Annotated in this window: 13 protein-coding genes; 8 read left to right on the top strand and 5 right to left on the bottom strand. The window is 62.6% G+C overall.

The features are described 5' to 3' along the window. The first annotated feature begins 82 nt into the window (after nt 1-82). The 5 genes from ACF8GB_RS15965 (at nt 83) to ACF8GB_RS15945 (ending at nt 6,199) form a co-directional block, all read left to right on the top strand. On the top strand, nt 83-1,840 hold the full coding sequence (locus ACF8GB_RS15965) for an ATP-binding protein (protein ID WP_058637106.1): 1,758 nt from the start codon (nt 83-85) through the stop codon (nt 1,838-1,840). After that, complete coding sequence (locus ACF8GB_RS15960) at nt 1,834-3,168, top strand: sigma-54-dependent transcriptional regulator (protein WP_392516074.1); 1,335 nt, start codon at nt 1,834-1,836, stop codon at nt 3,166-3,168. Before ACF8GB_RS15965 ends, ACF8GB_RS15960 begins: the two co-directional genes overlap by 7 nt. A gap of 242 nt (nt 3,169-3,410) precedes the next feature. Further along, entirely contained in the window at nt 3,411-4,730 is a 1,320-nt protein-coding gene (locus ACF8GB_RS15955) for an MFS transporter (RefSeq protein ID WP_058603230.1), read from the top strand. Nucleotides 4,731-5,110: 380 nt separating this feature from the next. Then, nucleotides 5,111-5,476, top strand: a complete 366-nt coding sequence (locus ACF8GB_RS15950) for a hypothetical protein (protein ID WP_058603231.1) — start codon at nt 5,111-5,113, stop codon at nt 5,474-5,476. Between the two features lie 117 nt (nt 5,477-5,593). Further along, nucleotides 5,594-6,199 (top strand): flavin reductase family protein, encoded by a 606-nt coding sequence (locus ACF8GB_RS15945; protein WP_392527306.1) that lies wholly within the window; start codon nt 5,594-5,596, stop codon nt 6,197-6,199. Here ACF8GB_RS15945 and ACF8GB_RS15940 read toward each other — a convergent pair whose 3' ends face one another. Then, a complete protein-coding gene (locus ACF8GB_RS15940; RefSeq protein WP_058637111.1) occupies nt 6,200-6,442 on the bottom strand; it encodes a hypothetical protein in 243 nt (80 codons plus the stop codon). 81 nt (nt 6,443-6,523) lie between these two features. Next, complete coding sequence (locus tag ACF8GB_RS15935; RefSeq protein WP_058637112.1) at nt 6,524-6,817, bottom strand: antibiotic biosynthesis monooxygenase family protein; 294 nt, start codon at nt 6,815-6,817, stop codon at nt 6,524-6,526. A 195-nt stretch (nt 6,818-7,012) separates the two neighbouring features. Between ACF8GB_RS15935 and ACF8GB_RS15930 the strand changes: the two genes are divergently transcribed. Continuing rightward, nucleotides 7,013-7,933, top strand: a complete 921-nt coding sequence (locus ACF8GB_RS15930) for an AraC family transcriptional regulator (RefSeq protein WP_058637113.1) — start codon at nt 7,013-7,015, stop codon at nt 7,931-7,933. Nucleotides 7,934-7,977: 44 nt separating this feature from the next. On the opposite strand, the gene ACF8GB_RS15925 is transcribed toward ACF8GB_RS15930, so the two are convergent. Then, nucleotides 7,978-8,862, bottom strand: coding sequence for an MBL fold metallo-hydrolase (locus tag ACF8GB_RS15925; protein ID WP_058637114.1), 885 nt, complete (start codon nt 8,860-8,862; stop codon nt 7,978-7,980). Between the two features lie 103 nt (nt 8,863-8,965). On the opposite strand from ACF8GB_RS15925, the gene ACF8GB_RS15920 reads away from it, so the two are divergent. Next, nucleotides 8,966-9,871 carry a LysR family transcriptional regulator gene (locus ACF8GB_RS15920; RefSeq protein ID WP_058637225.1) on the top strand — a complete coding sequence of 302 codons (906 nt, stop codon included), beginning with the start codon at nt 8,966-8,968 and terminating at the stop codon, nt 9,869-9,871. An 8-nt stretch (nt 9,872-9,879) separates the two neighbouring features. On the opposite strand, the gene ACF8GB_RS15915 is transcribed toward ACF8GB_RS15920, so the two are convergent. Continuing rightward, complete coding sequence (locus tag ACF8GB_RS15915) at nt 9,880-10,749, bottom strand: oxaloacetate decarboxylase (protein WP_058603237.1); 870 nt, start codon at nt 10,747-10,749, stop codon at nt 9,880-9,882. 347 nt (nt 10,750-11,096) lie between these two features. Between ACF8GB_RS15915 and ACF8GB_RS15910 the strand changes: the two genes are divergently transcribed. Beyond that, nucleotides 11,097-12,548, top strand: a complete 1,452-nt coding sequence (locus ACF8GB_RS15910) for an MDR family MFS transporter (RefSeq protein ID WP_392527305.1) — start codon at nt 11,097-11,099, stop codon at nt 12,546-12,548. Nucleotides 12,549-12,627: 79 nt separating this feature from the next. On the opposite strand, the gene ttgR is transcribed toward ACF8GB_RS15910, so the two are convergent. Continuing rightward, a complete protein-coding gene (gene ttgR, locus ACF8GB_RS15905) occupies nt 12,628-13,260 on the bottom strand; it encodes an efflux transport transcriptional regulator TtgR (protein WP_058603239.1) in 633 nt (210 codons plus the stop codon). Nucleotides 13,261-13,489: the final 229 nt, after the last annotated feature.

The following is a 13,489-nucleotide window of genomic DNA, read 5'->3' as shown; positions in this document are numbered from 1 at the left end:
TCGCGGACAGACTGGGGCGGCGGTGCAGCGCTCCGGTTTCGCCAAAGCAGGCTCCTTCCCCACCCACGCGGATCTGCTCCCAATGCCTTTTTCCTTTCGCGCCCTGCGTCTGGGGCTGATCACCCTGGTGATCGTGCTGGGTACCGTCCTCTGTGCCAGCTGGGCCATGCACCAGGCCAAACGCCAGGCCATGGAAGCGGACGCCCGCCAGGCCAGCCAGCAACTGGGGCTGTATGCCAATGCCTTGCACACCCTCATCGACCGCTATCGGGCCCTGCCTGCAGTACTGGCCCTGGACCCGGAACTGATCGACGCTTTGCGCGGCCCGATCCAGGCGCGAACCCAGGATGCCCTGAACCGCAAGCTCGAGCGCATCAACGGTGCAGCCAACTCTTCCACCCTCGAACTGCTCGACCGCAACGGGCTGGCGGTGGCAGCCAGCAACTGGCGGCTACCCACCAGCTATGTGGGTTCCAACTACGGCTTTCGCCCTTATTTCAAGCAAACCCGCAGCCTGGGTAATGGCCGCTTCTATGCCGTTGGCGTGACCAGCGGGGTACCCGGCTACTTTCTGTCCAGCGCGGTGAACGACGAACAGGGTCGCTTTCTCGGCGCCATGGTGGTCAAGCTGGAATTTCCCGAGCTTGAGCGCGAGTGGCGCCAGGGCAGCGACATATTGCTGGTCAGCGATGCCCGTGGCATTACCTTCATCGCCAACCAGGACGGCTGGCGTTACCGGGAACTGCGCCCATTGGACGGCGCTGACCGGGCCGAACTGGCGCAGACCCGTCAGTACGACAAGCACCCGTTGATACCGCTGATGCACCAGGTGCTGACGCGTTTCGCTGAAAACAGCACCCTCAGCCGGGTGCAGGCCCCGCAAGGCGAGACCGAGTTCTTGTGGGAAAGCCTGCCGCTGGAAAGCGAGCAATGGACCCTGCACCTGCTGCGCAAGCCCCAGGTGGGAACCGACGCGCGCAATGCCGGCCTGGGTGCTGCAGCGGTATGGCTGAGCCTGGTATTCGCCGCCTTGCTGGTCAGCCAGCGCCTGCGCCTGTCACGCCTGCGCCAACGCAGCCGCGAGGAGCTCAAGCGCCAGGTCGAGGAACGCACCCGCGAGCTGCGCACGGCCCAGGAGGGGCTAGTGCAAACGGCCAAGCTGGCGGCCCTGGGGCAGATGTCCGCCGCCATGGCGCACGAAATCAACCAGCCCCTCACGACCCAGCGCATGCAGCTGGAAACCCTGAAGCTGCTGCTGGACCACGGGCGCTACGACGAGGCTCGTCAGGCCCTGGAACCACTGGAGCAGATGTTGACGCGCATGGCGTCGCTGACCGGGCACCTGAAGACGTTTGCCCGTAACAGCCCAGGCGGCTTGCGCGAGCGCCTGGACTTGGCCGGCGTGGTCGACCAGGCGCTGGACCTGTTGCAGGCGCGCCTGCATGCACTGGACGTGCAATTGGCCCTGTACCTGGCGCGTCCGGCGTGGGTGCGCGGCGATGCCATCCGCCTGGAACAGGTGCTGATCAACCTTCTGAGCAACGCGTTGGACGCGATGGCAGACAAGCGCTACCGGCGGCTGGAAATCCGCATCGAGCCCGATGCGCAGCATTGGCGCCTGAGCGTGCTCGATTCGGGGGGTGGTATCGCGGCCGAGGACCTGCCCAGGATCTTCGACCCTTTCTTCACCACCAAGCCCGTAGGTGATGGCCTGGGCTTGGGACTGGCGATCTCCTATGGCATCGTGCACGACGCCGGTGGGCAACTGCTGGCCGAAAACGTACCGGGCGGCGCGCGCCTTAGCATCACCTTGCCTCGCGATCAGGAGCCTGCATGTTGAACTCAGTGATGGTCATAGACGATGAAGCCAGTATTCGTACGGCCGTCGAGCAATGGCTGAGCCTGTCAGGCTTCGAAGTCCAGGTCTTTGCCCGTGCCGATGAGGGCATGGCGCACATCGGCCAGGACTATCCAGGCGTGATCATCAGCGACGTGCGCATGCCTGGCATGGACGGCCTGCAACTGCTCGAACGGCTGCAGGCCAACGATCCGGACCTGCCCGTGATCCTGCTGACCGGTCACGGTGATGTACCCATGGCGGTCGAGGCCATGCGCAGCGGCGCCTACGACTTCCTGGAAAAGCCCTTCACTCCACAGCACCTGCTCGGCAGCCTTCGCCGCGCGCTGGAAAAGCGCCAGCTGGTGCTGGAAAATCGACGCCTGCATCAGCAGGCAGACCTCAGGACGCGGCTTGAAGCCACGCTGCTTGGGGTATCACCGGGTATGCAGCAGTTGCGCCGGCAAGTGCTGGACCTGGCCGCCTTGCCGGTGAACGTGCTGATTCGCGGCGAAACCGGCAGCGGCAAGGAGCAGGTCGCCCGCTGCCTGCACGACTTTGGCCCACGCGCCAGCAAACCTTTCGTCGCGCTCAACTGCGCCGCCATTCCCGAAGCCTTGTTCGAGGCCGAGCTGTTCGGCCATGAAAGCGGCGCCTTCACCGGCGCCCAGGGCAAACGCATCGGCAGGCTGGAATACGCCGATGGCGGCACGGTCTTTCTCGATGAAATCGAAAGCATGCCCCTGGCGCAACAGGCCAAATTGCTGCGCGTGATCCAGGACCAGAAGATCGAGCGCCTGGGCGCGAACCAGAGCATCGGCGTGGACCTGCGCATCATCGCTGCCACCAAGCCCGACCTGTTCGATGAAGCCCGGGCCGGCCGCTTTCGCGAGGACTTGGCCTACCGCCTGAATGTTGCAGAGTTGCGCCTGCCGCCTTTGCGCGAACGACGGGAAGACATCGTCCTGTTATTCGAGCACTTCGCGCAGGCAGCCGCGTCCCGAATCGGCCGCACAGCCCTGCCCCAGTCGGGTCAGCAGTTGGCGCAACTGCTGACCCATGATTGGCCAGGCAACGTGCGTGAACTGGCCAACGCGGCGGAGCGCCACGTGCTGGGGCTCGGTTCGCCCATGCCAGAACAGGCGCCTGTCGGGCAGTCGCTGGCTGAGCGCGTGGAAGCATTCGAGGCGCAGTGCCTGCGTGCTTCCCTGCGCCAACATGCCGGCGAGATCAAGGCGGTGATGCAGGACCTGCAAATGCCCCGCCGTACCTTGAACGAGAAAATGCAGCGCCATGGGCTGGTGCGGGACGAATTCGTCAACGCGCCATAAGCGGAAACTCGCCTACATCTACGCACTGATGAGCGGAATCTTGCTTATATAGGTGAACCGCCTTTGCGCGCACGCCGTACTGAGTGCATCTCAACTTCTGCTCAACGCCATGATCCATACGGGTTCCACGTCAGCGTGCACCCGGATGAAGCAATCGCGCTTCGTTTTGGCACACCTTCTGCAAAAGCCCCTGCAAGCTGCGCCCTGCGCGCTTTCACAACAACAATGAGAAGGTGTCCCTGATGGATAACGCTACCTCCCTGCCTAACGGGGCGGCCGCAACGCCTGCCGCGCCAAGAACCACTGCCAGTCGCCTCAAATCGATCTTCAGCGGTTCGATCGGCAACATGGTCGAATGGTACGACTGGTACGTCTATGCAGCGTTCTCGCTGTATTTCGCCAAGGCTTTCTTCCCGGCCGGCGATTCCACGGCTCAACTGCTCAATACCGCTGCCATCTTTGCCGTGGGCTTTTTGATGCGCCCGATTGGTGGCTGGCTGATGGGCATGTATGCCGACCGCAAGGGGCGCAAGGCTGCACTGATGGCCTCGGTGCTGCTGATGTGCGCAGGCTCGCTGGTGATTGCCCTCACCCCCGGCTATGAAACCATCGGTGTGGCAGCGCCGGTCCTGCTGGTGGTCGCTCGCTTGATGCAAGGGTTGTCGGTGGGGGGTGAATACGGCACCTCGGCCACCTACCTGAGTGAAATGGCGAGCAAGGAGCGTCGGGGCTTCTTCTCCAGCTTCCAATACGTGACGCTGATCTCGGGCCAGCTCATCGCCCTGGCGGTCCTGATCGTTCTGCAACAGACCCTGACCACCGAGCAACTGTACGCCTGGGGCTGGCGCGTGCCGTTCGTGATCGGTGCCCTGTGTGCGGTGGTTGCCCTCTACCTGCGACGGGGCATGGAAGAAACCGCGTCGTTCACCAAGAAGGAGAAAGCCAAGGAAAGCCTGATGCGCACCTTGATGCGCCACCCCAAGGAACTGCTGACCGTGGTCGGCCTGACCATGGGCGGTACCCTGGCCTTCTACACCTACACCACCTACATGCAGAAATACCTGGTCAATACAGTCGGGATGAGCATCAGCGATTCGACCACTATCTCTGCCGCGACGCTGTTCCTGTTCATGTGCCTGCAACCTTTGGTGGGTGGGCTGTCGGACAAGATCGGCCGGCGCCCTATTCTGATTGCCTTCGGGGTGCTCGGTACGCTGTTCACGGTGCCGATCCTCAGCACCTTGCATACCATCCAGACCTGGTGGGGCGCGTTCTTCCTGATCATGGCGGCGTTGATCATCGTCAGCGGCTACACCTCGATCAACGCAGTGGTGAAGGCTGAACTGTTCCCGACCGAGATCCGTGCCCTGGGCGTTGGTCTGCCCTACGCCTTGACCGTGTCCATCTTCGGCGGTACGGCCGAATACGTGGCCTTGTGGTTCAAGAGCGCCGGCATGGAAAGCGGTTTCTACTGGTACGTCACAGGCTGCATCGCCTGCTCGCTGCTGGTGTACGCCACCATGAAGGACACCAAGCAGCATTCGCGTATCACCACTGACTAAGCCATCCCACGCTTAGCACTGCTTCGGGCGCCTAAAGGGCGCCCGATTGCGTTTGGACACCCCGAGCCTGGTTGGATTATCCAGGCGCCAGCCCTTCCTTGCAGGCCCAGCTTGCACCTCCACGCCGCCCGCACTGGCACGACGTTCATCAGACGCGCTTGGCTTAATGGCCTATTAATCACACCCCGGCATATTGCATCCCTCAGCACCAGCGCAAGTACCTGCTGTGCGAACCCACTGATTGGCTACATACCAATCCAGCTGCGCACCCAAAACAATCGAATAAACCGATCATTAAGGACTATTTTTAGCGCTTTTTAATCGCATTAATCGGCGTAACATTAAATTTATCGAGACAACCCACTTACTGGAGCATCCCCATGAAAAGCAAACTCATCCTGACCCTCGCCCTTTGCGCATTTGCCGCAGGCGCATCCGCCGAAGACGGATTCGATCGCACCCATGCGCATACCTTCGCGGCAGCGCCCGCTCAAGCCACCGGCTATGCCGAGGATGGCTTTGACCGCACCGGCGGCCAACGCTTCGCCGAAGACGGCTTCGACCGCACCGGCGGCCAGCGCTTCGCCGAAGACGGCTTCGACCGCACCGGCGGCCAGCGCTTCGCCGAAGACGGCTTCGACCGCACCGGTGGCCAACGCTTCGCCGAAGACGGCTTTGACCGCACCGGCGGCCAGCGCTTCGCCGAAGACGGCTTCGACCGCACCAACGCTCATCGCATCAGCTGATAGCAACCATGCGTATCCAGCCCGGCTTTCGCCGGGCTCCAGCATTCCCAGTTGGCCTCAGCCTTGGCACACTGGTCGCCTCTCAAACCAGGAGGTGGGCCGGCAAGCCCAGCGCAGATGTATTACTACGAACCCGCCAAAGGCCATGGCCTGCCCCATGATCCGTTCAACGCCATCGTCGGCCCTCGCCCGATCGGCTGGATATCCTCGCAGGACCAGCAAGGCCGTCTGAATCTCGCGCCTTACAGCTTCTTCAACGCCTTCAACTACATTCCACCGATCATCGGTTTCTGCAGCGTCGGGCGCAAAGACAGCCTGAACAATATCGAGCAAACCGGTGAGTTCGTCTGGAACCTGGCCACCCGCCCTCTGGCCGAGCAGATGAACCTGAGCTGCTCTGCTGTGCCGCCGGAGGTGAACGAGTTCGACCTCAGCGGCCTGACGGCCACGCCCTCGAGCGTGGTGAAGGTGCCACGGGTAGGGGAAACCCCCGTGGCGTTCGAATGCAAGGTGACGCAGATCGTGCAACTGCAGCGCGCCGACCAGGCACTGGTACCCAGCTGGTTGATCCTGGGCGAGGTGGCGGCGGTGCACATCGCCGAGCGCCTGCTCAAGGACGGCATCTACGACACCGCGGCAGCCGAGCCCATCCTGCGTGGCGGTGGCCCGGCGGACTACTTCGAGCTGGGCAACCTGTTCAAGATGCCCAGACCCAAAGCCTGATCACCAGATCAGCTCACCCGCCTCGCTGACCCCTTGCAGGCGTTGCAACTGGCCCGTGGCCGCCTCGTCGGCAGCCACGGCGCCCTTGAACACTTGCCCATCGAGCACCTTGTGAAAGCGCGGTGCGCCGCCCATGCCAATGGCCTTCACGGCAATGGCTGCGTGGTAGCCACCGCCTTCGGCCGGCACCATTGCCGACACGGCTTCGTACTGGGGAAACTCTCTACGTGCCATCTTTGCCATACGCCTTGTGAGTGAAACCGAGATGGTACCCACTGGCTCGTTGACGCGCCAATCACTGGCCTGGGCGCCCGCAGCACCGGCTCAGCCGAACGTGTGCAGATCCAGGCTGCTCACCACCTGGGCTTGCACCAACTCACCGAACACATTGAGCGTTGGCGAAGCGAAGTAACCATTCATCGCCTGCTGATCCTGCCAGCTACCGCTCAATAACCACAAGTCGTCATCGGCCTGCGAGCGCTGCACCGAAAAGCTCAGGCAACCCGGGGTATCCAGCGACGGCACCAACAGGTCGCGCAAGCGTGCGCCGAGTTCGGCCGAGCGCCCGCTGCTGGCCCGAATCAAGGCAAGATGGGTGACCGGTTGTTGTAGCCTCATTGCACAATCTCCCTCAAGCAGTCCAATACCTGGCTTGCAAGGCTAGGGCCTGGGCGCGTCTGCGCGTTAGGCCATTACTGCACACCGATTGCCTGATTCTGCAACGCGGCAGGATCAGGCAATCGATCTGCAGTATTCGACTAGCTTCGACGATTGCCCAAACCTATGCTGCGTCGGTCAGCAGAGGAAAGCCCCATGCCCATCGCCCCGTCCCTAGATCCGCACCTGGAGGTTCAGCGCCAGGAGCTGGCCGACTTGATCGCTCGCCATGCAGGCGACCCCTATGGGCCGGCCTCAGCCATCGACAACCTTTTCCTGGTGCGCTACACCGAGAACATTCGTTCCGTACCCACCCTGGCGCAACCTGCGCTGTGCATTCTGGCCCAAGGCAGCAAGAGCTTGTTTCTCGGGGACGAACAGTACGCCTACGACCCGCTGCACTACATGGTGGTGTCGGTCACCTTGCCCCTGAGCGCGGTCAAGCTCGACGCCAGCCCGCAGCGCCCGAGCCTGGGTTTGCGCATGGACCTGGACCCTGCCGAGATCAGCCAGCTGATCGCCGACAGCGGTCCGATGCTGGTACCCAATCGCCCCTATGGGCGCGGCCTGTATGTGGAAAAAACCGACGGCGCGCTGCTCGATGCCTTGCTGCGTCTGCTGCGCCTGCTCGACACGCCACGCGACATCGCCATGCTGGCCCCGCTGGTGCGCAGAGAGATTCTCTACCGCCTGCTGCGCGGCCCGCAGGGCTATCGGCTGTACGAAATTGCCTTGGCCAATAGCCAGACCCACCGCGTGTGCCAGGCCATCAGCTGGCTCAACGACAACTATCAGCGGCCACTGCGCATCGAGGACCTGGCCCGCGAGGTCAACCTCAGCGTTTCTACCCTGCACCATCGTTTCAAGGCGGTAACTTCGATGAGCCCGCTGCAGTATCAGAAGCAACTGCGCTTGCAGGAAGCCCGGCGTCTGATGCTCAACGATGGCCTGGAGGCCGCCGTGGCGGCCTATCGGGTAGGTTACGAAAGCCCGTCGCAATTCAGCCGTGAGTACAGCCGCCTTTACGGCGCACCGCCTATCCGTGACATGGCCCGGCTGCGGTCAAGCGCGGTGTAGCGACAACGAGATCACCGCAGCGCTGCATAGCGTAACGCGCACAGTCACTGAAGCGGCCATTGCATCTCGCCCTTGGCCACCTTGGCGCTGAGCTCAAGCGCACTCTGATCGCCCAACCCCGGATAGTGTCGTTTCATGGCCTCGACCAGCGCCGCCGCATCCCTTGCCACTCGCGCCTGCGCCTCGAAGGTGCGGATGTAATCGGCGGTAAAGCCAACGGACTGCGGTGAGTAATCACTGGCACCGACAAAGTGGCCGGGCACCACGGTTTGCGGCGCAAGTGCCTGGATGTCCGCCAGGGTTTGCAGCCAATGGGCACGCGAGGGTGCCGATTGTGTGTCGGCCATCCACACATGAATGTTCTGCGAAACCACGACGCCGCCAACCACTGCCTTGATCGAAGGTATCCAGACAAAGCTGCGGTCTGGCTGCGGTCCTTCGAGGCCGCGCACCTCCAGCACTTGGTCCTCGAGCAGCAGACGGTTGCCTGCCAGCGCCTTGGGCAGCACCAGCCGTTCAGGTTTGTCCGCCCCCATTTCAGGCCCCCAGTACGCCAGTTTGGCCTCCATGGTGTTGCGGATGTGTTCGACAGTGGCGGCCGAGGCCACTACCTCGGCGTCCGGGAACGCCTGGGTCAGGGTTGCCAGGCCGAAGTAGTAATCGGGGTCGCCCTGGCTGATGTAGATCGTCGTCAGGCGCTTGCCACTGGCGCGCAGTCGCTGCACCAGTTGCCGGGCGTGGTCATTGCCAAATTGTGCATCGATCAACACGGCGTCACGTTGACCGCTTACGATCACGGAGCTGACCGCGAACGGCGCATCGGCGCCAGGGTTGTAGACGTCCAGTTGCAGGGGAGCGGCTGCCAGCAGTGGGGCGGCACAGGCCAGGCATCCGAGCACCAGGCCACGCAAGGGAGAAAGCAGTGTCATCGCAGGCATCCGTCAGAATGGGAATGCCTGGGAGCTTAAGGGGCGATACCCTGCAGAAAAATGCCATGCTTGCACATGGTTTGTTTCTAAAATCGGGCAAATGATGGATCGTCTAACCGCTATGCGCGTTTTCGTCACGGTCGTGGACCTTGGCAGTCAGTCGGCGGCGGCCGAGCACCTGCTGCTCTCGCGGCCCGTGATCTCTCGGTACCTGGCACAGCTTGAAGCGTGGGTGGGGGCGCGGTTGATGCAGCGCACCACGCGCCGGCTCAGCCTCACTGCCGCGGGCCAGGACATCCTGCCGCGCTGCAGGCAATTGCTGGAGCTGGCCAGCGAACTGCAGGGGGCCGTACAACAGCAAGACCAGACACCGCGAGGGACATTGCGTATCAGCGTCAGTACGTCATTTGGACAGGCGCAGCTGGCCGATGCCGTGGCCGCCTACGTGCGCCAGTACCCCTTGGTAAAAGTCGATCTGCAGATGCTCGATCGCACCGTGAACCTGGTGGACGAACGCATCGACCTGGCCATCCGCAACAGCAATGACCTGGACCCCAGCCTGGTTGCCCGCCGCCTGAGCGTATGCCGCTCGGTGATCTGCGCCGCGCCCGCCTACCTGGCCGAACACGGCACGCCCGAGCGGGTCGAGGACCTGGCGCACCACAATTGCCTGACACACAGCTATTACGGCAATGGCGTGTGGCAATTCGAGGTCGACGGCCAACCGGTTGCGGTGCCGGTCAAGGGCAACATCAGTGCCAACGAATCCCTGACTTTGCAAAGGGCCGTAGCAGCAGGGGCCGGCATCGCCTTGCTCCCGTCCTACCAGGCGGCCGCCGCCCTGCGCAGCGCAGAACTGGTGCGCCTGCTTCCCGAGGCCAGGCCGCAGGCCCTGGACCTGACGGCGGTCTATACCTCACGCAAGCACATGCCGGCGACCTTGCGCACCCTGCTGGACTTTCTCGTCCAGCGCTTTGAGGAGGAACCGGCCTGGGACCGGGACCTGTAAGCGCCCGCTTACTCTTCGACGCTCATGTATTCCTTGGCCCAGCGGATGTAGTCCTCGGGCTGGGTGTAGGTATGCGAAAGCTCGGTGGCGCTCAAGTTATCGGACTTGTGCTGCTGGCCACGCTGCTGGCGCAGGCAGTCGTACGTCGCCTTGATGGCGGCGAAGTAAGCCGCGTGACCGTCGACGGCGATGCGCACGCCAAGGCTTGCCAGGCGCTCGTCGTCGTGCAGGTTGGGATTACCGTAGGTCACCAGCATCAAGGGTACGGTCAGGTGGCTGGCGATCTGTTCGAGCTGGTCGAAGTCCTTCACCCCTACCATGCAGATGCCGTCAGCACCCGCTTTCTGGTAGCTCTGGGTCCGCACGATCACTTCCTCGGTGCTCAGCACGCCGGCGTTGGTACGGGCGATGATCGACAGGGACGAATCGACGCGCGCCTCAAGCCCCGCGCGAATTTTGCCGACGCCTTCTTCTACCGATATCAGGTCGGTGGACTTGCGGCCGAACTGGGCCGGCAAGAGCGTATCTTCGATCGTCAACGCCGCCACACCGGCGCGCTCCAGCTCCGTGACCGTGCGCATCACGTTAAGCGCATTGCCGTATCCGTGGTCAGCGTCTGCCAGTACCGGCAATTGGGCTACGCGACCAATTCGCGTGGCCTGCTCGACGAATTCGCTGAGTGTGATCAGGGCAAAATCCGGCGCAGCCAGTACCTGCAACGATGCCACCGACCCTCCAAGGATGCCGACCTCAAAACCCAGGTCTGCGGCAATACGCGCAGACATGGGGTCGAACACCGAGGCGGTGTGGTAGCAAGAACCTGAAGCGAGCAGCTCGCGGAAGGCAATACGCAGATCTTGGTGGGAAGCCTTGGGCATGATCACTCCGCAATTGTAGAAATTTCTGAACGGTAACTACCGGCCTCTGTATCAGGCGTACCTGCACAATTCATGGACCACTCAATTCGGGGTCATGCTCCACATGCAGGCAGAGGAATAAAGGTGTAGGAGCCAGGGGAATCCGATTAACCCCCGAGAGGTCGCACCAAGCTGGTGCAAACAGGGGTTTAGAGCGGGATTGGCATACCAAAGATATCACGGGGCCAGCCTTTGCTGGATGAATGCTCTGATGCCGATCGTGCATAGGCGATGCCCAGAGTACATAGGAAGCTACGTAACTCAGGTTACACTGCCATGCTTTAACTGCTCAAAAACAAGGAATTGCCGTGCCCCCTGCCCTGCCCGCGATTGCCCTGCGCCAGATCCTGACCGCCTTGATGCTGGCCATCTTTCTCGGCGCGCTGGATCAAACCATCGTGGCAGTGTCATTGCCTGCGATTTCCGCGCAGTTCAACGATGTCGGTCTGCTGGCCTGGGTCATTTCCGGCTATATGGTAGCCATGACCGTGGCCGTGCCGATCTACGGAAAGCTGGGCGATCTCTATGGAAGGCGTCGCATGATCCTGACCGGGATTGGCGTGTTCACCGTCGCCTCGATCGGCTGTGCGCTGGCTCAGGACATGCCGCAACTGGTCCTGGCCAGAGTGCTGCAAGGCATCGGCGCCGGCGGCATGGTATCGGTGAGCCAGGCGATCATCGGCGACTTCGTGCCCCCGCGCGAACGTGGGCGTTATCAGGGCTATTTCAGCAGCATGTATGCCCTGGCCAGCGTGGCGGGGCCGGTACTGGGCGGCTGGCTGACCGAGTACCTGTCCTGGCGCTGGGTGTTCTGGATCAACCTGCCGCTGGGCATCGCCGCGCTGTGGGCTATCCAGCGCGCTCTGGCCGGTCTGCCCGTGCAGCATCGGCCCGCACAAGTGGATTACCCGGGCGCGCTGCTGCTGATCGTGGGGCTGGGCAGCCTGCTGCTCGGCATCACCCTGGTCGGCCAGGGGCAGGCCTGGACGGCCCCCAGCGTGCTGGGCCTGTTCACCTGCACCGTGGTCGCCATGGCCATGTTCATCCTCCAGGAGCGTCGCTGCGACGAGCCACTGCTGCCGTTGAAGCTATTCAATAATCGCGCCGCGGTGCTGTGCTGGGGGGTGATTTTCTTCGCCAGTTTCCAGGCCATTTCCCTGACCATGCTGATGCCCTTGCGCTACCAAGGCCTCACCGGTGCCGGTGCCGACAGCGCCGCCTTGCATCTGCTGCCGTTGGCCATGGGGCTACCCATCGGTGCTTTTACCGCAGGACGACTGACAACGCGGCTTGGCCGCTACAAGCCGCAGATCCTGGTGGGCGCCCTGCTGATGCCCGTGTCTATCTTGGCCTTGGCGATCACCCCGCCACAGGCCGGACTGGCCAGTGCACTGTTCATGCTGCTGACAGGAATCGCGTGCGGGATGCAGTTCCCGACGTCACTGGTAGGCACACAGAATGCCGTGCAGATCCAGGACATGGGGGTCGCCACCAGCACCACCAACCTGTTTCGGTCCCTCGGTGGCGCCATGGGCGTGGCGTGCATGTCGAGCCTGCTGCTGGCCTTGCTGCACCGAGGCGGGCTGGCGTTGCTGGACAATCCGCTGCTAGGGACTTTCAAGGCCAACCCGGTGAGCCCCGAACTGCAGGCACACCTGGCGGTCACGTTCCGGCATCTGTTGATGGCCAGCGCAGGGGTTGGCGTCATTGCACTGGTGGTGGCGGTGTTGCTGCCTGATCGGCCACTGCGTGGGCACTGAGGTGGCACGCAGGTAGGCTCAGGTGCGGCTCACTGGCCCGTCCCCTGGGAATCAAGCCCTCACAAACCTTCACAAAGTCTCATTTGCGCATCGCCGGGCTCAAGCGCAGCATATCCAGCCCGGCGTCGACCCATTTCTCGGCGTTGCCCAGCAGGTCCACGCTGTCGGGCAGCAACAGCCAACGCCTGATCAACCCGTCGACGTAGGAAAACATGGCCACCGCGGCCCGCTCCACATCCAGCTCCACCGGCAGTTGGCCGCGGCGCACGGCATTGGCCAAGGCCAGGGTAATGCCTGTATGGCAGTCCACTACCGCCACCTGGCGCTGCTGGCGGATTTCGCACATGTCATCGGTGAACTCGCACTTGTGATGCAGAATCTCATTGATACGGCGTGTCCTGGCGTCGAGCACCAGGTCGTTGAACACTTGCAGCAGCAATTTGCGCATGCAGTCGAGCGGGTCGAGTTCGTCTTCGCTTTCGCTGGCGCGTGCAAGATGGTCATGGGTTTCATGCAGGCTGTCGAGCAGTGCCTGCACCAGTTCGGCCTTGTTATTGAAGTGCCAGTAGATTGCACCTCGCGTGACGCCCGCCTGTTCGGCGATGTCCGCGAGGGTGGTTCGCGCAACCCCGCGCTTGTAGAAAGCCCTTTCCGCCGCCTGGATGATCTGGGCGCGGGTTTCCTGGGCTTCCTCTTTGGTTCGACGGACCATGGCAGTACAACCTCATCTGGCCCGAACGCGGCGACGCGTGCGGGAAGGCTCCGGGGCGCCTCTTGGGGGCACCTGGCGGATCAAGCTAATCAAGGGCTGTGGCGGTAGCCATGGACAACCCGGCGGTATTTACAAACAACCATGAATGTAAGTATATTCCTTAGCAAGCTATTTATCCACCGGATAGCCATTTATCCAGATCAAGACATTCCATTACTCTTGAGCGTCT

The organism is Pseudomonas sp. xss_4 (assembly GCF_043104125.1).
GTDB classification, from domain to species: Bacteria; Pseudomonadota; Gammaproteobacteria; order Pseudomonadales; family Pseudomonadaceae; genus Aquipseudomonas; species Aquipseudomonas parafulva_B.
This window is presented reverse-complemented; position numbering and strand designations above follow the sequence as displayed.